We start from the raw sequence: 23,230 nt of genomic DNA, 5'->3' as shown, positions 1-23,230 counted from the left end.
AACCATAACGGAGTGAGACATGAATCTGCGCTGCAAGAGGGTGGCCGCGGCTGCCTTGCTATGGCTGGGTGCCGTCTCGGCGATGGCGGCCGACTACCCGGACCGCCCCATCACGATGGTGGTGCCTTTCCCGCCCGGCGGCGTCGCCGCCACCATCGCACGGCCGTTGGCTCAGGCGGTCGGTGCCAAGCTGGGCCGACCTATCGTCATTGAGAATAAGGGCGGCGCAGGGGGCGCCATCGGCATCGGTCAGGCCGGACGAGCCAAACCGGATGGCTACACGTTGTTGATGAGCCTGTCGGCGATTTCTATCTTGCCCGCGGCGGATCGCCTTCTGGAACGCAAACCGGCCTATGAACTGGACCAGTTCGTACCCATCGCGCGGGTCACGGCGGATCCCACTGTGCTGGTGGTGCGTGCGGACGCGCCGTACAAGACTCTGCAAGAATTCGTCGCCGCCGCCAAAAACCAGACCGGCAAGCTCAGCTATGGATCCTCGGGCATCTACGGCACGATGCATGTGCCGATGGAAATGCTGCAAGACGCTGCCGGGATCAAGATGATGCATGTGCCGTTCACGGGCGCCGGTCCGGCGGTTCAAGCGCTGGTGGGCGGGCAGGTCGACGCGCTTGCTACCGGCCCCTCCAGTGTCATGCCGTTGATTCAAGCCGGGCGCGTCAGGCCGCTGGCGCATTGGGGAGACGGCGCGCTCGATAGTCTGCCGCAAGTACCGTCTTTCAAATCCCAAGGCTACGACATCCGCTTCGTGCAATGGTCTGGGGTTTTCGCGCTGGCCGGGACGCCGCCAGCCATTTTGGAAAAGCTGCGCCAAGCCATCAGGGACGTTGCCAACGATCCGGAATTTCGTTCGCGGATCGCCGCTACCGGCAGCCCCGTGCAGTACCTAGATGCCCCGGCCTTCGACGAATACTGGAAGGCGGACTCCGCTTCTCTGGAACGAGCCGTGAACAGAATCGGGAAAGTCGACTGATGTCGATGCGGGACGACAGGTTCCGCCCATGCCATGGCATCGCAATTTCCGGCCTAGGCCGACTATCAAACGAGGTGAGTGCATGAGTTCCAAGATCATCAATGGCCTGTGGGTAGAAGATACCGGCAACGGTAAGGATGCCGTGCTGGCCATCCACGGATTGGGCGGTAGCTCAAATTTCTGGGGCCCCGTAATGCCCGCATTTGGCGAACGTCGGGTGCTTCGGCCTGACCTCGCCGGGGCCGCGCGTAGTGCCGAAGCGCCAGACGGCTTGAGCGTCGACCTACACGTGGCGGCATTGATAGGAGTGCTTGACGATGCGGACCTGCAAAGCGTCGACGTCGTGGCTCATTCGATGGGCACCATCATCGCCCAGCACTTGGCCGTCAGGCATCCCACCCGCGTTCGGTCGCTGGCTTTGTTCGGCCCGCTTACCGCGCCAGCCGATGCCGCTCGCGAGGCGACGCGCAATCGCGCGGGATTGGCGCGCTCCGGAGTGGCTGCTATGCAGGAAATCGCGGACGCCATCTGCAAGGCCGCCACCAGCGCACAGACCAAGGCCGAACGCCCGGCTGCGCTTGCGCTGATCCGTGAATCCATCATGCGCCAGCCGCCGGAAGGCTATGCGCGCAACTGCGAAGCGTTGGCGGAAGCGGTCGCGGCCGAGGTCGAATCGCTGACTATCCCGGCGTTGCTGGTCACGGGCGACGAAGATGGGGTCGGTACGCCGGCAGGCACGGCCGCGCTTGCCGAGCGCTTGAGAACACGCAACACCTTTGTGCTGGAAGGTTGCGGGCATTGGACGACCTATGAAAAGCCGCTCGAATGCCTGCGCATCCTTACCGATTTCTATAAGCCCTGAAAGCGGCTAGCCCGAGGAGACAAGACATGACAAGAATCGCCATTACCAATGTGACATTGTTCGATGGCTCAGGCGCGGATCCTTACCCGGGTGAAGTGCTGGTAGACGCGAACCGCATCGTTTCGTTGGCCCGTCAGGGCGAATATCTGGATACCGGCGATGCGCGCATCATCGACGGCCACGGCGCGTTCCTGATGCCTGGCATGACAGAAGCGCATACGCATTTTTCCTGGAACGACCAGCCCAGCCTGTCGGCAATCCAGTTCATGCCGCCCGAGGAGCACATCCTGTGGTGCGTGCGCGTCGCCAAGCGCTATCTGGAAATGGGCTGGACCAGCGCATTGGGAGCTGCTACCGCAAAGCCTCGTCTGGATGTCGTCACCCGCAACGTGATCGAGGCGGGCGCATTTCCGGGGCCGCGCTATCTTGCGGGTAGCCAGGAAATCACCACCGCCGGCGGCTTGGGCGACAACACCCTGCCGCATCTACCCTACGAGGCGATGAACTTTGGCGCCGTTTGCAGCGGACCCGAAGACATGCGTCGCATCGTCCGTATGTTCGTAAAGTATGGTGTTGACCATCTCAAGATCAATCTCTCTGGGGAATACATCGCGGGCATCCCTGCCGAAGCGAATCCATTTTCTCAAGAGGAAATAGCCATGCTCGCGGCCGAAGCCAAGCTTGCAGGCAAGCGGGTCGCGGCTCACGCGCGCTCCAATGAGTCCGTCAAAACCTGTGTGCAGCAGGGCTTTGAACTGATTTTCCATGCAAGCTTCGCCGACGAAGAGGCACTGGATATGCTGGAAGCCAACAAGGAAAAGCACTTTGTGGCGCCGGGTATCGGATGGCTGGTCAACACCCTCTACAACGCCTCGGAGTATGGAATTACCGAAGCCATCGCCACGAAGATGGGGTACAAGCGTGAGCTGGAGGTCGCTGCCGAGAACCTCTCGAAAATGCACAAGCGCGGTATCCGCATTCTGCCTGGCGGCGACTACGGATTTGCCTGGATGCCACACGGTACCAACGCTCGCGACCTTGAGTACTTCGTCAAATACATTGGCATGACGCCCAAGGAAGCGCTACTGGCGGCTACCCGGTTGGGCGGAGAGTTGATGATGCGGCCCGACGAGCTTGGGCAACTCAAGGAAGGCTTTCTGGCTGACATGATCTTGGTTGATGGAGACCCATTGCAGAACCTGGCGGTTTTGCAGGATCCAACGAAGATCCTGATGGTGATGAAGGACGGTGAGATTATCAAGAACGCGCGCACGCTTTTGCCTCCACGCGGGGTGATCCGTTCTATCTACGGCGGAAATCCGATGGTCGAGGTGGGCGCGAGGCGGGCGAGGTCCGTAGATCCAATGAACTCGCAGCAGATATAGGCCGTGCCAGGCGGCGCGCGGCTATATTCTGCGTCCGCCGATTCAACTGCGTCGAGCTCACTCGGTACTTCCGTGTTCGCTTGCAACGCACCTGGGCATTGATAAGCCAGGCGCTCAAGCCCGCCCGCGCCGAGGCAGCCAGCGCCAGAACACGCCGGCGGCCACCAGGCCCAGCGTGCCCACGCCAAACGATGCGCCGCCCAGCGACACCAGGGCGGTCAGTACCGACAGCGCCACCGGCCCGCCGCTTGCACCCAGGTCTGCCATGAAGCGCCAGATGCCCAGGAACTGGGTGCGTGCACCCGGGGGCGCGGCGTCGGCGCCCAGTGTCATCACGATGCCGGACCCGATGCCGTTGCCAAAGCCCAGCAGCGCCGACACCAGGATGAAGCTCGCCACGCCGCCGGTAAGCGGGATCGCCATCAGGCTCAGCCCCATCAGCAGCGTGCAGGGCAGCGCCACCCACAGGCGGCCGCGCTGGTCCATGACCTTGCCCGCCGGATAGAACACCGACATGTCGACCGCGGCCACCAGCCCGTACACGAGTGACGTGGTGGTGGCGTCCAGGCCCAGGTGATCCGCCCACAGCGGTATCACCACCTGGCGCGACGCGCGCAGCGCGCTGATCAGCATTACGCCCACGCCCAGCGTGGCGTACACGCCGCGATGGTCTCGCGCGACCTCGCCGATGCGGGCGCGCGGAGCCCCCGCCTTCTTGCCACCCGAGGGCTCGATGTCGGGCGCCTTGATGGCGATGAAGCCCGCGCCGAACATGGCGCAGATGGCAATCCAGTACGCGCCTTCCAGCCCCACGAAATGGATAAGCGCCGCGCCCGCGAAGGGGCCGATGAAGGTGCCGATGCGCGTCGTGCCGCCCAGCGTGGACAGGGCGCGTGCCCGGTACGTTATCGGCACGACCTCGATCATGTAGCTCTGGCGCGCCAACTGGAACACCGACTGCGCGCACCCTTGCATCAGCATGGCCAGCGCCAGCACCCAGAGATGGGGGACGGTGATGACAAGCAGCAGGCCGATCATGCTCAACAGGGCGGCGCCAGCCATGGCGCGCTTCTCGCCGAAGCGCTCGGTGATCAGCGCGGACGGAATGTTGGACAGCAGCGAGCCGATCCCGATCAGGGCGGCGATCAGCCCGGCGGTAGCTACCGATGCGCCCTGGTCGCGAGCGGTGAGCGCGATGACGGGAAGGATGGCGCCATTACTGATGCCGTACAGCAGCGACGGGCCGAACGCCGGCACGGCGATCTGCCTGAGATTGAACGAATTGGATTGCGACATGGCGGGATGATGAGAGCAAGGCCACTTGCCGACCGCCACGCCGATACGCGCGGGGCCGGTCCGGCGGCCATCGGCGCGGGATCCCGAGAGTGTAGCGGGAGCGCCTCGCACGCGGCTGTCAGCCGCCTGAAAGTGGTGCGCCGCTTGCCCGACGTTTGGCGGGGCGTGTCAAGGCAGACAGGCGGGCGCACGCCTGATGTTCATTCGTCAATCTGGGTTGGGATCAGGTTTGGGCGCGTCCGCCTCATTGCCATACTCGGCGATCAGGCGCAGGCATTTGACGAACAAGCCCCGGTATTCCTCAGGCAGGCGAGCAAGCAGTTGGTCTTCCACCACCACATCGCGCGGCATCACTCTGCATAGCAGGTCCAGCCCGGCCGGCGCCACGTAAAGCTGGTAGGCGCGGGCATCCGTCGGCGCCGGCCTGCGCTCTATCAGCCCGCCGCCATGCATGCGTCTTACCATCTCGGCGACCGTGTTGCGGTCCATCGCCAAGCGTTCCGCCAAGGAGTTCTGGCTGAGCCCCGGCTCTTGATAAAGCAGGACCAAGGCCGCTTTCTGCCGAGGCGTTACGCCTTCGCCCGCAAACGTGGTGGCGAAGATCTCCTCGGCCTTGAAGTGAGCGCGTCGCAAGAGATGCGACGGCACATCTTCAAGCCGGAAATTCCGCAGCAATGCGTCGACTTCCGCCGCAGCGGGTGAGGACGAGACCGGGGAGGGGGCGGACTTGGATGGGGTGGGCTTGGAGGACGGTGAACGGGCCATTGTGATCGGTGGGTTCTACGGTAGTTGAAGATATTAAGATGGGACCCCGCGTAGTTACAATAGCATGTATACGTACAAGGTAAGAGGTTTTTCAATAAGCGGATTCATCAATTTAAACGAATATTTATAGGGTTATCACTCGTTTATTGGCGCATTGCTCCGATCTAAGATAGTACGCATACGTCTCATAAAGCCCGTTCCGCTGGGTGCTGCGGTGGGAGTTGCGTTTCAACTGTCAATCAAGGAGCTTCACCATGAGTGAAGGAGTGATTCTTTCCGGCTTCCTGGCGCCGCATCCCCCGCATCTGGTCTACGGCGAAAACCCGCCTCAGAACGAGCCTCGGTCTGAAGGCGGCTGGGAACCGCTGCGCTGGGCGTACGAGCAGGCACGCGAGAGCATTGAACGCATGAAGCCTGACGTGCTGCTGGTGCATTCCCCGCATTGGATTACCCAGGTCGGGCACCACTTTCTGGGCGTGCCACGGCTTACCGGGCGATCGGTCGACCCTATCTTCCCCAACATATTCCGTTATGACTTCGGCATGGACGTGGACGTCGAACTGGCCGAGGCGTGCTGCGAAGAGGCCGCCAATCTTGGCCTGGTCAGCAAGATGATGCGCAATCCGAAGTTCCGACCCGACTACGGAACGATCACTACGCTGCACATGATCCGACCGCAATGGGACATTCCTGTGGTGGGCATATCCGCCAACAACACGCCGTATTTCCTTAACACCAAGGAAGGCCAGGGCGAGATGGATCTTCTGGGTCGCGCCACGCGGGAGGCCATCCGCAAGACCGGACGTCGTGCCGTCCTGCTGGCCAGCAACACCTTGTCCCACTGGCATTTTCATGAAGAACCGGAGCTGCCCGAGGACATGACCAAAGAGCATCCCGAGCGCTACGACGGCTACAAGTGGGACGTGCGCATGATCAACCTGATGCGGCAAGGCCGCATGAAAGAAACCTTCCAGCTTCTGCCTCAGTTCATTGATGAAGCCTTTGCCGAAGTGAAGTCCGGCGCCTTCACCTGGATGCACGCCGCGATGGGTTATCCCGAGCTTGCCGGCAGGTTGCATGGCTACGGCACCGTCATCGGCACCGGCAACGCGGTGATCGAATGGAACCTTCAGGAAGCGGGCCAACCATGAGCATCGTGTCCGCGTTTCTTGTTCCCGGCAGCCCGCTGCCGCAGTTGCGTCCCGACGTGGCGCCGTGGGGCCGTCTTCGTAACGCCTTGGCGCATGCCGGCGAATCGCTGGCCGCATCCAAGCCTGATTGTGTGCTGGTTTATTCCACGCAATGGTTCGCCGTGCTGGACCAGTTGTGGATCACGCGGGCGCGCAGTACCGGACTGCATGTTGATGAAAACTGGCATGAGTTCGGCGAGCAGCCGTTCGACATCTATTCGGATTCGGCCCTGGCACAACGCTGTGTGCAGGCGTGCAATGAAGCAGGCATCAAAACGCGAGGCGTGGACTATGACCAGTTCCCGATCGACACCGGCACCATTACCGCGACCACGCTGATGAACTTCGGCTCATCGGCGCTGCCGGTCGTCATCGCTGCCAACAATCTTTATCACAGCGCCGAGCAGACCGAGCAGTTGGGGGCCATCGCCGCGGCCGCCTTGCAAGACAAGCGTGTTGCGGTGGTCGGGATAGGCGGCCTGTCCAACAGCATGTTCCGCGAGAACATCGATCTACAGGAAGACCACATTCTTTCGGAAGCCGACGACACGTGGAACCGGCGTGTGCTGGCCCTGATGGAAAGCGGGGATGTAGAAGCGCTGCGCGCAAGCCTGCCCGGCTATGCCAAGGAAGCACATCCGGACATGGGGCTGAAGCAATTCCATTGGCTGCTTGGCGCGATGGGTGGGAATTTCAAGCAGGCCATCGTGCACGAGTACGCACCGCTGTACGGCAGCGGCGGCGCTGTCGTGGAGTTCAAGCTCCAGTAGCGCCAATCAACAGGGCTTGCCAAGCGGGCCCGACCTTGCCAAGGAGCAGTCGTGTTGAAGCAGTACAGAAATTTCATCAATGGCCGGTTCGTCGATAGCGAAAAGCGCTTCGCCGCCATCAACCCGGCAACGGGCGTGCGCTTTGCAGACGTGCACGAGGCCACCAAAGCCATGGTCGACGAGGCCATCGCCGCGGGTCACCAGGCGGTACGCGGCTGGGGCGCGACATCGGTCGCGGACCGGGCCGACATGCTCTACCGCATCGCCGACGAAATCGATCGGCGCGCGGATGACTTCCTTGAGGCAGAGGTCAGCGATACGGGCAAACCGGTGTCGCTGGCGTCCAAGCTGGATATCCCTCGCGGCGCGGCGAATTTCCGTATCTTTGCGGACATCCTGAAGACGGCCCCACTGGAAACGTTTCGCACCGAGCTGGCCGGTGGCGCCCATGCCATCAACTACGCCGTCAGAAAGCCCTTGGGCGTGGTCGGCATCATTTCGCCGTGGAACCTGCCCCTGCTTCTGTTCAGTTGGAAAGTCGCGCCCGCGCTGGCGTGCGGCAATGCGGTGGTGGCCAAGCCATCGGAAGAAACGCCAGGCACTGCCACCCTGCTTGCCGAGGTGATGCAGTCCGTTGGGTTGCCGGACGGCGTGTTCAACCTGGTGCACGGCTTTGGCCCGAACTCGGCCGGCGAATTCATTACCAAGCATCCGGACATCAGCGCCATCACCTTTACCGGTGAATCAAAGACCGGCACGGCCATCATGCACGCCGCCGCCGATGGCGTTAAACCGGTGTCGTTCGAGCTGGGTGGCAAGAATGCGGCCATTATCTTTGCCGACTGCGATTTCGAGAAAACCGTGGAAGGGATGACGCGAGCCGCGTTCCTGAACAGCGGCCAGGTGTGCCTGTGCTCCGAAAGAATTTTTGTCGAGCGGCCCATCTACGACCGCTTTGTGGCGGCGCTTGCTGAACGCGCCAAACGTATCAAGCTAGGCGACCCCACCGACGCGTCAACGGACATGGGGCCGGTGATTTCAGCGGCTCATCGTGACAAGGTGCTTAGCTACTACGCGCTGGCGCGGGAAGAAGGGGCGCAGTTCATCGTGGGCGGCGGCACGCCCAGCTTTGGCAATGCGCTGGATGGAGGCTTCTGGGTGGAACCCACCTTGATCGCCGGCCTGGCCGATGACGCGCGCTGCGTGTCGGAAGAAATTTTCGGCCCCATCGGCCACATCACGCCTTTTGACACCGAAGCGGAAGTCATCCGCCGTGCCAATGCCACGCCGTATGGCCTGGCGGCGACGATCTGGACCAGCAACGTCAACAAGGCGCACCGCGTTGCGCAGTCCATGAATGTTGGCATTGCCTGGGTCAATGCCTGGTTCCTGCGCGACTTGCGCACACCGTTTGGCGGTAGCGGCCTGTCCGGCATCGGCCGCGAGGGTGGGCTGCACTCGTTGAATTTCTATTCCGAACTCACCAACGTTTGCATCCACGTGGATGCACCGGAGGCCGTCAATGACTGAGAAAGCCATGAGTAAAAGCGATGTGTCGTCGGCCGTCGTCGAAGGGCGCGCGCAGCCGCGCGGCAAGTTCCCTCACGTAAAACGTGCCGGCGATTTTCTGTTCATTTCGGGCACCAGCTCCCGGCGCGCCGACAACAGCTTCGTGGGCGCCGAGGTTGACGCCATGGGCGTGCTGGATGCCGATATCCGCGCGCAGACTCGCGCCGTCATCGAGAACATCAAGGCGATTCTGGAAAGCGCGGGCGCCGGCCTGAAAGACTTGGTCGAACTCTCCACGTACTTGGTCGATATGGGTGACTTCAAGGGCTACAACGAGGTCTACGCCGAGTACTTCGACTACGACGGCCCCGCTCGAACCACCGTGGCGGTGCACCAACTGCCGCATCCGATGCTGCGCATCGAAATCAAGGCGGTGGCCTACAAGCCGCGATCGCTTTAGCAAAATCGAAATCACTTCAGCGCGGTCCAGACATGAGCTTTCCCCATCTTGCCCCACAGCCCCCGTTGTATCCCCCAGAGGCCGAGGACTATGCGCAAGCGGCACTCGCGCTGTCGGCGGCCGCCATACAGCGATGCGAACGTGTCGCCGACATTCAATACGGCGACACCGCCGCGCACCGGCTTGACGTGTACCCCAGCCAAAACGCTCAGGGGCGAGCCGGCCCGGTGCTGGTCTTCGCGCATGGCGGCGCGTGGACGAACGGCTACAAGGAGTGGGTGGCGTTGATGGCCCCGGCATTGGTCGCCGCCGGCATTACGTTTGTCTCGGTCTCGTATCGGCTTGCGCCTCGCTTCAAATGGCAGGCGCTTCTGGACGATTGCTTGTCAGCGATCTCGTGGGTGCATCGGAACATTCACGAGTATGGCGGCGACCCCAGCCGCATTGCGCTTGGCGGCCATTCCGCTGGCGGCCATTTGATGACGCTTGCGGCGTTAAGCGCCGACGGTCTGGCCCGCCACGGCATCCCGGCGTCGTCGATCTTTGCGTGCTTTCCGCTGTGTGCGCCGCTTGATATTCGGTATCCCGATCGGCTTCCAGATAGTGGGGAAGAACGTACGCATCAAATTCTTCTACATGACGCTTCGGAAGCGGCGTTGGCAAGTCCGGTTTGTCTATTGAATGAAGACGCGCCCTTGATGTTGCTGGCCTATGCCAAGGAAGACTTGCCAAGGATCGTCAAGGGCAATCAAACGATGGAAGCCGAGCTGCGCCGGCTGCAACAACCCTGCGAAACCATGGTGCTGCCGGGGGATCATTTTTCGCCGGCGCTTGCGGCGGGGGAACCGGATTCGCCCTGGACGAATCGCCTGATTCAAATTTTGCGCGGATGACGTGCATTCAAAAGTAGCTTGGAGAATCCGATGAAAATTTCCCGATGGATCGCACTTGTGGCGATCACGTTTTCTACAGCCGTGCAGGCGCAATCCTGGCCGAACAAGCCCATCAAACTCATCATTCCCTATGCGGCAGGGTCTGGGCCTGACGTGGCGACGCGGCCCGTTGCCGAACAGATTGGAAGAATCCTCAAGCAGCCCGTTATCGTGGAAAACCTGTCGAGCGCCGGAGGGATCGTGGGCACCCGCACGGTTGCCAAGGCGGCGCCGGATGGCTACACGTTCGGCTTTGGCAACAACATCACCCTGGCGGTCAACGCAAGCTTCTACCGCAGCCTGCCTTATGACCCGATCAAGGATTTTGCGCCGGTCGGTTTGCTGTTCGACAACCCTTACATTCTTGTTGCGGGCAAGAACTTCAAGCCGAACTCCATTTCGGAGTTGACGGCGTATATCAAGCAGAACCCCGGCAAGGTGAACTTCGCTTCGGGAACCGGAGTAGGGTCGGGTAGCCATCTGACCGGCGAAATGATGAAGGCCGTTGGTGCACTGGATATCACCCACGTGCCGTATCGCAGCGGATCCATGGCGCTGTCGGATGTGGTCAGCGGCCGGGTCGACGTCATGTTCGATAACGTGAACGGCGTCCAGCAGTTCATCAACGACGGCACGCTGAAAGCGTTTGCAGTCACCAGTTCGAAGCGCCTGGCGACCATGCCGGATGTTCCAACGATGGCTGAATCCGGCTTTCCGAACTTCGAAGCGGTGGCTTGGGGCGGGATCGTGGCGCCCAAGGGAACGCCGGATGCCATCATCAAGCGCATGAACGAAGCGATCGGGCTTGCCCTCAAGACGCCTGAAGTCGAACGGGCCAATGCCACGATGTCGCTCAACCCGCTCGCCTCAAGCCCTGAAGCATTCACGGCATTCATCGCCACGGAAACCAAACGATGGGCCGAGATCGTCAAGGTGTCCGGGGCCCGGGCGGAATAGCGACGCTTAGCGCCCGACAAACACCGGTTGTCGTTTCTCGGCGAAGGCGGTCGCGGCGTTGCGGTAATCCTCGCTTTGGTTGGCCTGGTCCGCCAGCGCCTGGATGCGCGCGGCGTCCTCGATCAGCGTGCCTGCCGAAATTGCGTTGAGCTGGAGCTTGCTGCCGGCAATCGACAGCGGCGCGTTGTCCATCATGCCCGCGCCGAATGCCAGCGCGCCGGCCACCGGGTCGTCGTGGATGGCGTCGATGAAGCCCGCCTGGTGTGCCGAGTCGGCGTTCACGAACTCGCCGGTGTAGAGCCAGCGCCGCGTCTGGCTCACGCCGATAAGTTGGGACAGGCGTTGCAACTGGATGGTGGGATAGACCAGGCCCAGGCGCGCCACGGGCACGCTGACCCGGGCGCTGGCATCGCCCACGCGGAAGTCGCAGCACAGCGCCAGGCTTGCACCGCCGCCCACGCACACGCCGCTCATTGCGGCGATCACCGGCACCGGCGCGGCCTGCACGGCCGCGAAGCATTCCTGGATCACGGCGCGATAGGCGTCGGCGCGCTCCGGGTCCGACAGTGCCTCGCGAAACGCAAGAATGTCGTCGCCCGCGCAGAAGTGGCCCTGCGCGCCGGTCAGCACCGCCAGCCGCAGCGCCCGGTCTTCGGCAAAACCGCGAAAGACGTCGCGCATATCGCGCCAGGCCGCCAGGTCGCAGGCGTTGCGCCGATGCGGCCGGTTGATGGTGACGACGGCCACGCGGCCCCCGTCACGGCTTTCCACAAGAATTTCAGATGCCAACGCAATCTCCCGTGCCGCAGTCGCGGCGGTTCAGTTCAGTTTGATGTGCGTGGCATCCACCACGCTGTTCCATTTCTCGACCTCGGCCCGCAGTGCCGCGTCGGCCTGCTTGGTGTCGGTGTAGACCGGCTCGACGCCTTGCAGCCGCAGCTTCTCGGCCAGCGCCGGTCCCGAGTTGATCTGCTTGAGCGCGCTGTTCAACGCTTGCACCACCGGCTCCGGCGTGTCGCGCGACACCAGGATGGCGTAGACCGACGACGCGGTGAAGTCCGACAACCCCTGTTCGATCAGCGTGGGTGTGTCGGGCAGCGAAGCCAGCCGCTTGCGCGCGGCCACGCCCACCGGCACGATGCGGCCGCCGGGCAGGTTGGCCAGTGCGGTTGGCGCGGTGGCGAACATCAACTGCACCTGGCCGGCCAGCAGGTCGACCATTGCGGGCGCGGCGCCGCGATACGGCACGTGCAGCAGTTCCAGTTTTTCGCGCAGGCGGAACATCTCGGCGATGGCATGCTCAAGCGTGCCGGGGCCCGAAGAGCCGTAGGCGTAGTCGGCCGGCGCCGCCCGCACCTTGGCGACCAGTTCGGGCAGGGTTTTGACGCCCATGCCCTGGTTCACCACCAGCACGACGGGCAGCTCGCCGACCACACCCACCGAGCGGAAATCCTTCAGCAGGTCAAAGCCCACGACTTCCTTGCCCATCAGCCGGCTGTTCAGCACATACGACGTGGTGGGCGCCATCAGCAACGTGTAGCCGTCGGCCTTGGCCCGCCGCACCTGCTGCGCGCCGATGTTGCCGCTGGCGCCGGCCTTGTTCTCAACCACGACGGTCTGGCCTAGCTGTTCGCCCAAGGCCGTGGCGAAGATCCGGCCGACCACGTCGACCGCGCCACCGGCGGCAAACGGCACGATCAGCGTGATCGGGCGATCCGGATACTCAGCCTGTGCCGGCAATGCCGCCAGGCTCAATGCGCCGGCGGCGAACCAGGTGGCGCAACGCGACTTCCAATTGAAAATGATGTTCATCGACTTCCCCTTGATGCGGTGCGCGGTCGCGCCCGCGGATTCTGATGTGTCCGTTGAACTGCGGGTGTTGTACTGCGGGTTGATAAAAGCGTGCTACTTGCCGACCCGGTAGCCCGAGGCCTGCAAATCCCACACGCCGTCGGTCTGGCGCGACAGCTCTTTCTTCTGAATGCGCTGCGTCGGCGTCTTGGGAAATTCGTCAACAAAGGCCACAAAGCGCGGGATCTGGTAGTACGGCAGCTTCGGCTCGCTCCAGCGGATCAGGTCCAGCGGCGCCAGCTCGCGGCCCTCGCGCAGGCGCACGAAGAGCTTGAGCTCGTCTTCGCCCAGATCGCTGGGCACGCCCACCAGCGCGGTCTCCTCGATATCGGGATGCTCGGCAATCACGCGCTCGACCTCCCATGCCGAGATGTTGATGCCGCGCCGCCGCAGCATGTCTTTCTTGCGGCCGGCGTAATACAGAAAGCCCTGTTCATCCTGGCGCGCCAGGTCGCCGGTGCAGAACCAGTCGCCACGGCGCGCCGCGCGCTCGGCCTCGGGATTGCGGAAGTAGCCCAGGAACTCCAGGCCGGGCACGCGCGCGCGCACCGTGATTTCGCCGGTCTGGCCCACCGGCACCGGTTCGCCGTCGTCGCCAGTCAGTTGTACGTCGTAGTAATCAAGCGGCTTGCCCACGGAGCCGGCCGGCCCGGCAGGGTTGACGGTGACGAAGGTGATCAGCTCCGACAGCCCGTAGCCTTCGCGCATTTCCACGCCGAAGCGTTGTGAGAAGGTCTGCCAGAGATCCGGCGGGCAGCCGCCGCCCCACGCGATCTGTACGCCGTGGTCGCGATCGTCGGCGCGCGGGGGTTGCTTGAGCAGCATCGGAATCACGGTGCCCAGATAGTGGATGTGCGTCACGCCGTAGCGGCGGGCGTCGTCCCAGAAGCGCGACGCGCTGAAGCGCTCCACCATCGCGAGCCGGGTGCCGCCCAGCAGCGCCGAGATGATCACCGCGACGCCGGCGCCGTGGTGCAGCGATTCCCACAACAGGAATACGCTGCCGGGTTCGGCGCCGGTCAGCCGCAGGATCGCGAGCGGCCCCGCGCGCAGGGTGCGGTCGGATTTCAGCACACCCTTGGGCGCGCCCGTGGTGCCCGAGCTTGGCGTCAACGCCAGGATGTCGTCGGGGCCGGGCGCCACCGGCAGCGGGTCAGCCGGCGTGTCCAGATAGCGTTCGAAGGCGCGGCTGGCATCGGCATCGGGGCCTTGCCCGCCGCGCCACAGCACCTTGTCCAGCCGGTGGAGCTCGGGCGCCAGCGCGTCGGCGTGTTCCGCGTCGGCGATCAGGGCGCGCGGCGCCAGGTGCTCGAACAGATGCGCAAGCGAGGGGCCCTTCAGGTGGACGTTCACAGGCACCCGCACCAGGCCCAGCGTGGCCAGCGCGAAGATGGCGACGATGTGGTCGGGGTGGCTGGGCAGCATCAGCGCCACGCGGTCGCCGGGGCGCAGGCCTTCACGCCACAGCAGGTTGGCCAGGCGCAGCACGCGCTCGTGCAGCATGGCCAGCGTGAGCGGCGTGTCATTGAAGAGGCAATACACCTCGTCGGGCGCCTCGGCGGCGCGGCGCGCGATGAGCTGCGCCAGGGTTTCGTCGGAGGCCGACGGGATGTCGATGTGAGTGTCTGCGTTCATGATGCGTGAAGCGATCGGAGAGTCGAGTGAGGCGGCCACGTCAGTTGGCGGCTTGGCGGCGCTGATCGCGCTCGGCGAAGAAGGCCTGCATCATGCGGGCGGGCTCGCCGCTTTCGTACGATTCGTGATGCAGGCGCGCGGCCGCCTTCATGGCGTCCCGGAAGCCCGCTTCGGTCATCTCCTGGAAGCGTTGCTTGTCCAGGCGCAGCGCCACGGGTGGCTTGGCCGCGAGGTCGGCGGCGATCTCCAGCGCGCGTGCACGCACCTGATCGGCCGGGACCAGGTGATGGATCAAGCCAAGCTGGTGGCATTCGCTCGCGTCCATCATGCGGCCGCTCAGCGTGAGCTCGATGGTGCGCGACAGACCAAGCATTTCGCGCATGATCCACGGCCCCGTCACGCTGGCGATGCCGGCGTTGATCTCGGGCTGCCCCATCTTCACGCCGTCGTGGGCCACGCGGATGTCACCCAGCAGGCTCACCTGGAAAGCCGAACCGGCGGCCGTGCCGTTAAGCGCCATGACCAAGGGCTTCGGGAAGCCGCGCAGCAGGTGGTAGTAGGTTTCCCACTCGCCGATCCACGTTTCGGCGCGGGCGCCGTCGAAGTCACGCGCCTCATTCAGGTCTTGGCCCGCGCAGAAGGCGCGATCGCCGGCGCCGGTCATCACCAGCGCGCCGACGGTCGAGTCCGTGGCGGCCTCGCGCAGCACCTGCATGATTTCCGCGCGCATCGCCGTATGCCAGGCATTGAGGCACTCTGGCCGATTCAGCGTCAGCACCGTTACGTTGCCAACCCGTTCCAATTTGATGAAGTCCATGGTGTTCGTCCTTTGCAAGAGCGTCCGCCGCCGTCGGGGACAAGAAAATTACATAGCAATTTACGTAATTACTATTTAATTTTTATGGATCATACGGCGGATTTTTGCGCGGAAAAACCGAGGGGTTTCCCGAAGGCGAGCACAAGCTGTGGCAATAAAATTGCCATGCAAATTTTAATGAGGGGAGTTGTTATGCCGCGATGAGGTCGCGCGCGGCCTGCATCACCAGCGGCAGCAGGCGGGTACTTACGGCGTTGGCGTCGTGGCGCGCGGCCAGCGTGGACAGATTGATGGCGGCGATGGTCTGGCCACGGGCATCGACCACCGGCACGGAGATCGACACGCTGCCTTGACCCAGGTTCTTCTCGGTCATCGAGTAGCCCTGGGCGCGGGCCTTGGTGAAGAAGCTGAGGATTTCGTCGTCGTCGCGGTCACCAAAGCGGGCGCGCACGCGGGCCGGCATGGCCACGATCCGCGCGCGTAGCGCTTCGTCGGGAAGGTGCGCCAGCAAGGCCTGCCCCGATGACGCCGGCAGGGCCGCGAAGCGGCTGCCCACCGGCAGGTTCACCGACACCGGATGCACGCTGGGGATGTTGCCCAGCACGATGATCTCGTCGCCGTCGAGCTCTACCCACGACACCGATTCGCCGGTTTCTCGCGCCAGTTCGACCAGGTGCGGCCAGGCATGTTGCAAGGGCGCGTTTCCGCCCAGCATGGCCCCGGCCAGGCCCACCAGCCGCGTCGACAAACGATAGGTTTTCGCGCCCGCCAGCCGTTGCAGATAGCCCAGCCGATGCAGCGTGTAGACAAAGCGCTGGGTTGCGCTGCGGCCCAGTCCGGTGCGTTCATTAAGCTCTAGAATCGACAGCGCCTGGTTGTCGCGGTCGAAGCTTTCCAGCACGCGCATGGCCTTTTCCACCGACGCCACGAACAGGCGTTCGTCCACGTCGTCCTCGCGGGCGATGTCGTTGGCGGGTGCGGCGGTGGGCGTAAGCGGAGGGGTGGGCACGGTCGGACAGGTAGCGCTCTGGGCCAGGGAGCGCACAGTGTACCGCCCTGGAACACCCCGGGAACCGGGCTGCCGCGCGGCCCGAATCCCAGGCAAAATTCCCATTCTTTCGGTGTATGCTTGCCGCGCCAATGCACCGTAACGGTGCAAGAACTTTAGTCTGGACACCATGACCAAGGCCTTGTTAGTCGAAGACGATCCGAAGCTCTCGCGCTTGATCGCGCAGTTTCTGGAACAGCACGGTTTCAATGTCGCCCAGGCCTATCGCGGTGACCATGCCGTGGAGGCGTTTCGCCGCCACGAGCCGGCCATCACCATCCTGGACTTGATGCTGCCGGGCCGCGACGGCTTGCAGGTTTGCCGTGACCTGCGCGCGTTTTCAAGCGCGCCTATCCTGATGCTGACCGCTCGCGAAGATGACCTGGACCAGATTCTGGGGCTGGAATCCGGCGCGGACGATTACGTCATCAAACCGGTTGAGCCGCGCGTGCTGCTCGCACGGATTCGCGCCCTGATGCGCCGCCACAACCAGACTGACGCGCAGCCGGATCACCTGGAATTCGGCCCGTTGTCCATCGACCGCCAGACGCGCGCGGTGCGGCTTGCGGGGGTCGAGGTTGACCTGACCACCATGGAATTCGAAATGCTGTGGGCCTTGGCCAGCCAGGCCGGTCAGGTATTGACGCGCGACGATCTGCTCAACGCCGTGCGCGGCATCGAATTCAATGGCCTGGATCGCAGTGTGGATGTGTGCGTCAGCAAGCTCCGCCGCAAACTGGAAGATGATCCGCGCGACCCCACGCGCATCAAGACCATCTGGGGCAAGGGCTACCTGTTTTCGCCCAAGGCGCACGAGCTAGGCGATGCTTAAGTTTGTCCTCCGCATCTTCGTGGTGCTGGCGATTGGCTTTGTGCTGTCAAGCGAAGTGGTGGACCGGGCCGCGAACTACTTGTTCGAGCCCGAGACCGCGAACTACACGCGCGAAGCGGTGCGCGGCCAGTTACACAGCCTGAAGCAGGAACTGGCCAACGTGCCGCCCGAGGCGCGCCGCGACTATGTGCGCGACACGCTGGCGCCGCATTACGGCCTGGCCTTGCAGGTGCTGGACCCCGCTGACTACAACGCCGCGGACTTCGCGCTGACGGATGAGGAGTGGCGCACCATCGATGCGGGCGGGTTCTTCCTGCGTGACAAGCTGATGAGCTTTGTTGCCGCCATTCCGGGGCCGGGCGCGCAATGGTTGCTGGTCAAGATGCCCCCCGAACCGCTTGTCGGCACCTGGGTGATCGTTGGCGTTTATTCCGCGTTGGGCTTGCTCCTGTGCGGCTTCATGCTGCTGTGGGCGCTGCCGATCTGGCGCGACCTGGAAGCGCTGAAGACCGCCGCGCAGCACATGGGGCAGGGCGACTTGCACGCGCGCGTGCGGCTGTCGCGGTTTTCCAGCATCCGTGGGCTGGGTGATACGTTCAACCAGATGTCCGATCGCATCAGTGCACTGATCAGCAACCAGCGCGACCTGACCAACGCGGTGTCGCACGAACTGCGCACGCCCATTTCCCGGCTGTCGTTCGAGTTGGACATGATCGACCGTGAACCCGACCCCGAGGCGCGCAGCCGCCTGGTTGAGGAAATGAAAAGCGATGTGGCCGAGCTGGACAGCATGGCGTCGGAATTGCTGATGTACGCACGCCTGGAACACAAGAGCGACAACGTTGCGCTACAGGCGCTGGATGCGCGTGGCTGGCTGGATGCCGTCGTGCAGCACGCGGCATTCGAGGCCGGGCTGCTGGGTGTGCAGTGCACCGTGACGCAATGCGATGTGGACGAGGTTCGGCTGCACTCGCGTTACATGACGCGCGCCTTGCTAAACCTGCTGCAGAACGCGATCCGGCACGCGGGCGAGCGGGTGCAGGTTGGCTTGACCAGTCCGGCGCCGCACAACTATGTGTTGACGGTGGACGACGACGGGCCTGGCGTGCCGCCCGCCGATCGCGAACGAATTTTCGAGCCCTTCATCCGCCTGGATGAAAGCCGGGCGCGCGGCACGGGCGGCACGGGTTTGGGGCTGGCCATCGTCAGCCGCGTGGCGCGTTGGCATAACGGCACGGCGTTCGTGGCAGATAGCCCGCTGGGCGGCGCCCGCTTTGTGATCAGTTGGAACGCGCCCTGACCGCACGGCCAGGCATGGCGACACCCGAGTAAAGATCTTCACAAACTCCCTACAAACCGGGAAAGATCCCGCGCGGGCGCATCGATAGCATCACGGCATTCCTCATTGATAGGGTTTGCCGACCGCCATGTTCTCGCTCAGTCGCTTGCTTGCCATTGGAACGTTGCTGCTTGCCGCGGGCGGTTGCCAGAGCCTGCCCCCCGCCGCGCCGGCCACCATCGCCAAGGGCGCCTACGCGGCGGTGGTGGAATACCTGGCCCAGCGCATCCCCTACGACATGGACGCAGCCAGGGTGCCCGGCGTGTCGATCGCCATCGTGGATGATCAGCGCGTGGTCTGGAGCACGGGCTTTGGAGTTGCGGATGCGTCGCGGCACCGACTCGCCACCCGCGACACGCTGTATCGCGTGGGCGCCATCAGCAAGGTCGTGACGGCGGCGGCCGTACTGCGTGCCGCCGACGATGGCCGGTTGCCGCTGGACGCCCCGGCCGAAGATGCCTTGCCGGACTGGCATGTTGAACCCCGCCGCAACGCCATGCAGTGGATGGGCGCGGAACCCTATACCGCCCGCAATCTGCTGAGCCTGCATCCCGCCACGCTGGAAGACACGATGGGCCGCGCCCGCGCCGACATGGCGTACGCGCTGCTAGGCGACATGGTGGCGCATGTGGCGCGGGAACCCTTCGACACCTATGTGCGCCGCACGATTCTTCAACCCTTGAATATGCCGCGCGCGGGGTTTCAGCCGCACGCGCGCATGCTGGAACAGCGCGCGTCCGGGTATCGGCGCGGGCAGCCATGGACTGAAGCACCGCAGCCCAACGAGGCGGCGGACGGGCTGTGGATGAGCGCGTCCGAGATGGCGCGCTTTTCCAGCATGTTGTTTGCCGGTGGCAAATACGGCGGCAAATACGGCGATAAAGACAGCGATAAAGACAGCGGCAAGCGGGTGCTGACGGAAAAATCCGCGCAGACGCTGCTTGACCTGGACACCGTGGCGGGCGGCGGCCTGGACCTGGATTGCCGCATCGCCTTGTCATGGCTGGCCGCGCCCTGTGGCGACGACCTGGTAAGCGCCGCTTCGGTGCGTGAACACAGCGGCGCGACGGAAGCGTTCCACGCGCGATGGGTGCTAGCCCCCCAGGACAAGCTTGCCGTGCTGGTCATGAGCAATTCTGATTCCGGCGAGTCGCTGGTCGCATCGGTGTCGACCACGGCCATGCGCATGATGCGCCAGGCCAAGCAAGGCAGGTAGCCGCTTCGTGGTCCGCGCGTCGGGCTGCCGGCAAATTGTGTAGTTGTATGAAGCGCACCTGCATGCTTCTTCACAATCGTTAAAGGGAACCCGGAAATTTGCCGGGCACGTCCCGATACATTGCCCGCCAGCGGTCGACCGGCCGCGTTCGCAGGCAGGGAGGCCGCAGGTGTCGGAAATCGTTGTGTATGTCAGAAGCCAGCCGCAGCTAGGCGACCAGATCGTTGCCATGCCCACGCTGTATCAGCTGAAGACGTGGTGGCCGTCGCTGGGAATCAAGGTGGTGGCCCGTGACAACGTGGGCGGTTTCTATCGGGCGCTGCCCTGGGTTGATGAGTTCACGCAGGCGTCGACCTTTGGCGATTACCTGCGCAGCTTGAAGAAACAGACGCGCATATGCGTCAGCCTGCATCACAGCAGCGAACGCTTCGGCCTGGTCAACCTGTTGCGTCGGCCGCCGATCCGCCTGGGGTTTCGTAACGCACGAATCAGCGACCTGGCGTGGACGCATTGCCACCGCAAGGACATCACCGAATACATCGGCCAGGCCAATCTGCGCCTGCTGGCCGCGTACCGTCCGTTTGACCTGGGACGCGCAACGCGCGCGTGTTTCCAGACGCTGGCGCGCCCGCACCTGCGTACCGTTCACAGCGCCGATGTGGTGATGATTCCTGGCGGCGGCTCGGGCGCATTCAAACGCTGGAGCCTGGCGAATTACCTGCTGTTGGCCGACAAGCTCAAGCGGCGCTTGGGCGACGACACCCGCTTTCTGTTCGTGCTGGGCCGGCAAGAGGACGCGGAACGCGACACCTTGCAGGCGATGCAGCGGCCCGACTTCGCCATTGCCTATTGCCGGCCAATTCCCGAGCTAAGCGCCATCATGCTGCGCGCGCGCCTGGTGGTGGCCAATGACTGCGGCCCCTCGCATATTGGGCAAGGCGCCTGTGTGCCCTATGTCGGAATTTTCAACGAACCGAATCCGGAATGGTTCTGGCATCGGCGCGGCTCGGCCTCTGTCGTGCCGCCCCATCCGCAGGACGGAATCGACGCCATCACGCCCGATGACGTGCTGGCCGCTTGTCTTAATGTATTGGAGCATCATGCGCATATTGCATACGCTGGCTGAACCCAGCCTGGGCGGACTGGAATTCCGCACCCTGGAGCAGGCAAGCTGGCTGCAAGACCACGGCTACGACGTGGCCATCGCGTCGCCCTCGGGCAGCGCCGTCAGCCACGCGGCGCGCGAGCGCCACCTGACAACCGTGGACATCGACTTCAAGTCGGCATATTCGCCGTTGACCGTCCTGGCGCTGCGCCGCGCCATCAAGGCCTTGCACATCCAGGTCATCGACAGCCATAGCCGCGCCGACGGCAAAACCGCCGCGCTCTGCCGCGACCTGTGCGCGGTTGTCCGAACCCGTCATTTCGCCAAGCCGATGCGCACCTCGCCGCGTCGCCGGCTGGAATGGCACATCGGCTGCGACCACGTCATCGCGACCAGCAACGTTGGCAAGCAGGAACTGCTGGCCGCGCGGCTGGTGCGTGAAGATCGGATCAGCGTCGTGGGCGAATGGGCAGGCGACGAATTCTTCCGGCCGGCTGACGAACTGGACGCGGCCTTGCACATCCGGCGCGACCTGCAAATTCCTGCCGGCAAAGAGGCTTACGTCATCGCGACCATTGCGATGCTGCGCCCTGAGAAAGGCCAGGCCGACCTGCTACGCGCCGTGCAACGCCTGCGTGTCCAAGGCGTACCCGCCGTGGCTCTGGTCGTGGGCATGGCTACCCCTGCCACCCAGCCCTATGCGTACGAGCTGTACCGCCTGGCGGTGGATCTAGGCATTGCGGAACACGTGGTGTTCGCCGGCCATCGGACGGATGTGCCCGACATGATCCGGGCGGCTGACGTCGTGCTGGTGCCGTCGGCCACGGAAGCCTGGTCGCGCATCGTGCCCGAAGCCTTCGCCACGGGCCGCCCTGTCGTGGCCAGCAATGTAGGCGGCTTACCCGAGATCGTCACGCCCGGCCAGACCGGCTGGCTGGCCGCGCCGGGCGACGTCGCGGGCTATGTCGATTGCATCACGCAAATCCGAAACCGACCGTGGCATACGCAAGCCATCGTGGCAAACGCCCGTGCGTTTGCGGATGCGCACTTCCGCTTGGGCGAAAAGATGTTCCGCACGCTTGAGGCGTACCGCCGCGCGATGGATCCAAGTCTGCCCGCTGAAGCCTGCCAGGGTGAGGGGTCGTCGGCGTGAACAATGAGCAACTGCTTGTTGGACAGGGCGCGCGTGGTCGCACGGGCATCCTGCTGGTCCACAGCCTGAGCGGCACGCCCAAGGAAATGCGCCTGCTGGCGCGCAGCCTGAATCTTCAGGGCTACACGGTGCTGACGGTAACGCTGGCGGGCCATGGCGGCACGCGGGAACATCTGGTGAATACAAGCTGGCTGGATTGGTTGGCCAGCGTGCGGCGTGGGGCAGATCTGCTGGCAAGCCGGGTCGATCGCCTGGTGGTTGGCGGATTCTCCACGGGAGCGGTACTGGCGCTGGCCCTGGCGCAGGAACGCCCGCTGCACGTGGCGGGTGTGCTGGCCTTGTCGCCCGCTTTCCGACATGACGGCAGGGACATGCCGCGCTATGCCCGGCTGGCCTTCCTGATGCCCGTGTTGCGGGCGCTGGGCATCGGCCAACATCGCGTGTTTGCAGAACGATCGCTCCCAATGGGGCAGCCGGGCACCCCTTGGTGGGCGCTTCCCCAGATGCGAAAGCTGACGGCCTCGGTGTTGCGTCGCATGAACCTGCTGCGTGCGCCTTGCCTGGTCATGCATGCCCGGCACGACGACATCGCGTCCGTGTCGAACGCCTTTGAAATCGTGCGTCGGGCATGCAACACGAACGTGTCCTTGCAGCTGCTGGCAGACAGCCCCCACCTGATCACGATGGGTCGCGATCGCCGCGAAGTGATCGCGCGGGTGGCGGCGTTCGTCAACGGGATTGCCGAGGCGCCCGCGCTTCAGGGGGAGGCGCTCAGGGCTTGAAAAACGCCGTGGGCGTCATGAGCCGGTTGACCTGGCTGATCAGATAGCCGGCGTCGGCGCTCTTGGTCAGGTAGCCGGCCCAGGCGGGATCTTTCTGTAGCGCCTGGCGCTTGGCGTCGCGGTCGGCGGCGCTGTCATAGACCCAGATGTGCATGTAGCTGTTCACGTCACCCGTCTCGGTCTGCATGTAGGCCAGGGGCTTGCCCAGGTGGCGGCTTTGCACTTCATAGCCGTGCTCGGCATACAGCGCCAGATGCTTCTTGATGGTGCCGGCGCGGCAGGTGTAGGTACGTACGTCGTAAAGCATGGGGTGTCCTCGATTGATGTTGCGAAAA

23 protein-coding genes are annotated in these 23,230 nt (G+C 63.8%); 15 read left to right on the top strand and 8 right to left on the bottom strand.

All coding sequences use genetic code 11. From position 1 onward, the window contains the following. Positions 1-19 precede the first annotated feature (19 nt). The 3 genes from ACE04A_RS21785 (at position 20) to ACE04A_RS21775 (ending at position 3,238) form a co-directional block, all read left to right on the top strand. Positions 20-991, top strand: a complete 972-nt coding sequence (locus tag ACE04A_RS21785) for a tripartite tricarboxylate transporter substrate binding protein (protein ID WP_485820516.1) — start codon at positions 20-22, stop codon at positions 989-991. An 82-nt stretch (positions 992-1,073) separates the two neighbouring features. Then, complete coding sequence (locus ACE04A_RS21780) at positions 1,074-1,853, top strand: alpha/beta fold hydrolase (protein WP_279995846.1); 780 nt, start codon at positions 1,074-1,076, stop codon at positions 1,851-1,853. Between the two features lie 26 nt (positions 1,854-1,879). Continuing rightward, positions 1,880-3,238, top strand: a complete 1,359-nt coding sequence (locus ACE04A_RS21775) for a metal-dependent hydrolase family protein (RefSeq protein WP_279995847.1) — start codon at positions 1,880-1,882, stop codon at positions 3,236-3,238. Positions 3,239-3,352: 114 nt separating this feature from the next. Here the strand turns inward: ACE04A_RS21775 and ACE04A_RS21770 are convergent, their stop codons facing one another. Both ACE04A_RS21770 and ACE04A_RS21765 read right to left on the bottom strand, forming a co-directional pair. After that, the gene (locus tag ACE04A_RS21770; RefSeq protein ID WP_259250109.1) at positions 3,353-4,534 is read right to left on the bottom strand and encodes an MFS transporter; all 1,182 of its coding nucleotides are present in this window, start codon (positions 4,532-4,534) and stop codon (positions 3,353-3,355) included. A gap of 207 nt (positions 4,535-4,741) precedes the next feature. Then, on the bottom strand, positions 4,742-5,299 hold the full coding sequence (locus ACE04A_RS21765; protein WP_485820515.1) for a MarR family winged helix-turn-helix transcriptional regulator: 558 nt from the start codon (positions 5,297-5,299) through the stop codon (positions 4,742-4,744). 254 nt (positions 5,300-5,553) lie between these two features. Between ACE04A_RS21765 and cnbCb the strand changes: the two genes are divergently transcribed. The 6 genes from cnbCb to ACE04A_RS21735 are packed head-to-tail and all read left to right on the top strand — an operon-like array spanning position 5,554 to position 11,117. Then, positions 5,554-6,450 carry a 2-aminophenol 1,6-dioxygenase subunit beta gene (gene cnbCb, locus ACE04A_RS21760; RefSeq protein WP_259250104.1) on the top strand — a complete coding sequence of 299 codons (897 nt, stop codon included), beginning with the start codon at positions 5,554-5,556 and terminating at the stop codon, positions 6,448-6,450. Further along, positions 6,447-7,259, top strand: coding sequence for a DODA-type extradiol aromatic ring-opening family dioxygenase (locus tag ACE04A_RS21755; RefSeq protein ID WP_448716389.1), 813 nt, complete (start codon positions 6,447-6,449; stop codon positions 7,257-7,259). The genes cnbCb and ACE04A_RS21755 overlap by 4 nt, the downstream gene beginning before the upstream one ends. A 54-nt stretch (positions 7,260-7,313) precedes the next feature. After that, a complete protein-coding gene (locus ACE04A_RS21750; protein ID WP_485820595.1) occupies positions 7,314-8,789 on the top strand; it encodes a 2-hydroxymuconic semialdehyde dehydrogenase in 1,476 nt (491 codons plus the stop codon). 7 nt (positions 8,790-8,796) lie between these two features. Continuing rightward, positions 8,797-9,228: a RidA family protein gene (locus ACE04A_RS21745; protein WP_485820514.1), complete on the top strand. Its 432-nt coding sequence runs from the start codon at positions 8,797-8,799 to the stop codon at positions 9,226-9,228. A gap of 32 nt (positions 9,229-9,260) precedes the next feature. Next, positions 9,261-10,121 carry an alpha/beta hydrolase gene (locus ACE04A_RS21740; protein WP_448716386.1) on the top strand — a complete coding sequence of 287 codons (861 nt, stop codon included), beginning with the start codon at positions 9,261-9,263 and terminating at the stop codon, positions 10,119-10,121. A gap of 18 nt (positions 10,122-10,139) precedes the next feature. Further along, positions 10,140-11,117, top strand: coding sequence for a Bug family tripartite tricarboxylate transporter substrate binding protein (locus tag ACE04A_RS21735; protein ID WP_279995855.1), 978 nt, complete (start codon positions 10,140-10,142; stop codon positions 11,115-11,117). A gap of 6 nt (positions 11,118-11,123) precedes the next feature. Here the strand turns inward: ACE04A_RS21735 and ACE04A_RS21730 are convergent, their stop codons facing one another. The 5 genes from ACE04A_RS21730 to ACE04A_RS21710 form a co-directional block, all read right to left on the bottom strand. Continuing rightward, positions 11,124-11,906 carry an enoyl-CoA hydratase/isomerase family protein gene (locus tag ACE04A_RS21730; RefSeq protein WP_485820513.1) on the bottom strand — a complete coding sequence of 261 codons (783 nt, stop codon included), beginning with the start codon at positions 11,904-11,906 and terminating at the stop codon, positions 11,124-11,126. A 30-nt stretch (positions 11,907-11,936) separates the two neighbouring features. Then, the gene (locus tag ACE04A_RS21725) at positions 11,937-12,929 is read right to left on the bottom strand and encodes a Bug family tripartite tricarboxylate transporter substrate binding protein (RefSeq protein ID WP_259250093.1); all 993 of its coding nucleotides are present in this window, start codon (positions 12,927-12,929) and stop codon (positions 11,937-11,939) included. A 93-nt stretch (positions 12,930-13,022) separates the two neighbouring features. Next, a complete protein-coding gene (locus ACE04A_RS21720) occupies positions 13,023-14,603 on the bottom strand; it encodes an AMP-binding protein (protein WP_485820512.1) in 1,581 nt (526 codons plus the stop codon). A 40-nt stretch (positions 14,604-14,643) separates the two neighbouring features. Next, complete coding sequence (locus tag ACE04A_RS21715; protein ID WP_448716384.1) at positions 14,644-15,420, bottom strand: enoyl-CoA hydratase/isomerase family protein; 777 nt, start codon at positions 15,418-15,420, stop codon at positions 14,644-14,646. Positions 15,421-15,610: 190 nt separating this feature from the next. Beyond that, positions 15,611-16,429 carry an IclR family transcriptional regulator gene (locus ACE04A_RS21710; RefSeq protein WP_448716383.1) on the bottom strand — a complete coding sequence of 273 codons (819 nt, stop codon included), beginning with the start codon at positions 16,427-16,429 and terminating at the stop codon, positions 15,611-15,613. Positions 16,430-16,598: 169 nt separating this feature from the next. Here ACE04A_RS21710 and ACE04A_RS21705 point away from each other — a divergent pair, with 169 nt between their 5' ends. From ACE04A_RS21705 to ACE04A_RS21680, 6 genes are all read left to right on the top strand, one after another. Next, the gene (locus ACE04A_RS21705; protein WP_259250085.1) at positions 16,599-17,300 is read left to right on the top strand and encodes a response regulator; all 702 of its coding nucleotides are present in this window, start codon (positions 16,599-16,601) and stop codon (positions 17,298-17,300) included. After that, positions 17,293-18,600: an ATP-binding protein gene (locus ACE04A_RS21700; RefSeq protein WP_279995866.1), complete on the top strand. Its 1,308-nt coding sequence runs from the start codon at positions 17,293-17,295 to the stop codon at positions 18,598-18,600. The genes ACE04A_RS21705 and ACE04A_RS21700 overlap by 8 nt, the downstream gene beginning before the upstream one ends. A gap of 127 nt (positions 18,601-18,727) precedes the next feature. Further along, on the top strand, positions 18,728-19,855 hold the full coding sequence (locus ACE04A_RS21695; protein WP_485820511.1) for a serine hydrolase domain-containing protein: 1,128 nt from the start codon (positions 18,728-18,730) through the stop codon (positions 19,853-19,855). Between the two features lie 169 nt (positions 19,856-20,024). Beyond that, positions 20,025-20,981, top strand: a complete 957-nt coding sequence (locus ACE04A_RS21690; protein WP_259250080.1) for a glycosyltransferase family 9 protein — start codon at positions 20,025-20,027, stop codon at positions 20,979-20,981. Next, positions 20,956-22,113: a glycosyltransferase family 4 protein gene (locus ACE04A_RS21685; RefSeq protein WP_485820510.1), complete on the top strand. Its 1,158-nt coding sequence runs from the start codon at positions 20,956-20,958 to the stop codon at positions 22,111-22,113. Before ACE04A_RS21690 ends, ACE04A_RS21685 begins: the two co-directional genes overlap by 26 nt. Then, positions 22,110-22,895, top strand: a complete 786-nt coding sequence (locus ACE04A_RS21680) for an alpha/beta hydrolase (RefSeq protein WP_448716377.1) — start codon at positions 22,110-22,112, stop codon at positions 22,893-22,895. The genes ACE04A_RS21685 and ACE04A_RS21680 overlap by 4 nt, the downstream gene beginning before the upstream one ends. Here the strand turns inward: ACE04A_RS21680 and ACE04A_RS21675 are convergent. Then, positions 22,885-23,202, bottom strand: coding sequence for an NIPSNAP family protein (locus ACE04A_RS21675; protein WP_230694195.1), 318 nt, complete (start codon positions 23,200-23,202; stop codon positions 22,885-22,887). The genes ACE04A_RS21680 and ACE04A_RS21675 overlap by 11 nt on opposite strands. Between the last annotated feature and the right edge of the window lie 28 nt (positions 23,203-23,230).

It is taken from the genome of Achromobacter colocynthidis (assembly GCF_057334535.1).
This window is presented reverse-complemented; position numbering and strand designations above follow the sequence as displayed.

Excerpts from the sequence above, each read along its gene's own strand:
- ACE04A_RS21785 (WP_485820516.1), top strand. The coding sequence starts at position 20 with ATGAATCTGCGCTGCAAGAGGGTGGCCGCGGCTGCCTTGCTATGGCTG.
- ACE04A_RS21780 (WP_279995846.1), top strand. The coding sequence starts at position 1,074 with ATGAGTTCCAAGATCATCAATGGCCTGTGGGTAGAAGATACCGGCAAC.
- ACE04A_RS21775 (WP_279995847.1), top strand. The coding sequence starts at position 1,880 with ATGACAAGAATCGCCATTACCAATGTGACATTGTTCGATGGCTCAGGC.
- ACE04A_RS21770 (WP_259250109.1), bottom strand. The coding sequence starts at position 4,534 with ATGTCGCAATCCAATTCGTTCAATCTCAGGCAGATCGCCGTGCCGGCG.
- ACE04A_RS21765 (WP_485820515.1), bottom strand. The coding sequence starts at position 5,299 with ATGGCCCGTTCACCGTCCTCCAAGCCCACCCCATCCAAGTCCGCCCCC.
- cnbCb (WP_259250104.1), top strand. The coding sequence starts at position 5,554 with ATGAGTGAAGGAGTGATTCTTTCCGGCTTCCTGGCGCCGCATCCCCCG.
- ACE04A_RS21755 (WP_448716389.1), top strand. The coding sequence starts at position 6,447 with ATGAGCATCGTGTCCGCGTTTCTTGTTCCCGGCAGCCCGCTGCCGCAG.
- ACE04A_RS21745 (WP_485820514.1), top strand. The coding sequence starts at position 8,797 with ATGAGTAAAAGCGATGTGTCGTCGGCCGTCGTCGAAGGGCGCGCGCAG.
- ACE04A_RS21740 (WP_448716386.1), top strand. The coding sequence starts at position 9,261 with ATGAGCTTTCCCCATCTTGCCCCACAGCCCCCGTTGTATCCCCCAGAG.
- ACE04A_RS21725 (WP_259250093.1), bottom strand. The coding sequence starts at position 12,929 with ATGAACATCATTTTCAATTGGAAGTCGCGTTGCGCCACCTGGTTCGCC.
- ACE04A_RS21720 (WP_485820512.1), bottom strand. The coding sequence starts at position 14,603 with ATGAACGCAGACACTCACATCGACATCCCGTCGGCCTCCGACGAAACC.
- ACE04A_RS21715 (WP_448716384.1), bottom strand. The coding sequence starts at position 15,420 with ATGGACTTCATCAAATTGGAACGGGTTGGCAACGTAACGGTGCTGACG.
- ACE04A_RS21705 (WP_259250085.1), top strand. The coding sequence starts at position 16,599 with ATGACCAAGGCCTTGTTAGTCGAAGACGATCCGAAGCTCTCGCGCTTG.
- ACE04A_RS21700 (WP_279995866.1), top strand. The coding sequence starts at position 17,293 with ATGCTTAAGTTTGTCCTCCGCATCTTCGTGGTGCTGGCGATTGGCTTT.
- ACE04A_RS21695 (WP_485820511.1), top strand. The coding sequence starts at position 18,728 with ATGTTCTCGCTCAGTCGCTTGCTTGCCATTGGAACGTTGCTGCTTGCC.
- ACE04A_RS21685 (WP_485820510.1), top strand. The coding sequence starts at position 20,956 with ATGCGCATATTGCATACGCTGGCTGAACCCAGCCTGGGCGGACTGGAA.
- ACE04A_RS21675 (WP_230694195.1), bottom strand. The coding sequence starts at position 23,202 with ATGCTTTACGACGTACGTACCTACACCTGCCGCGCCGGCACCATCAAG.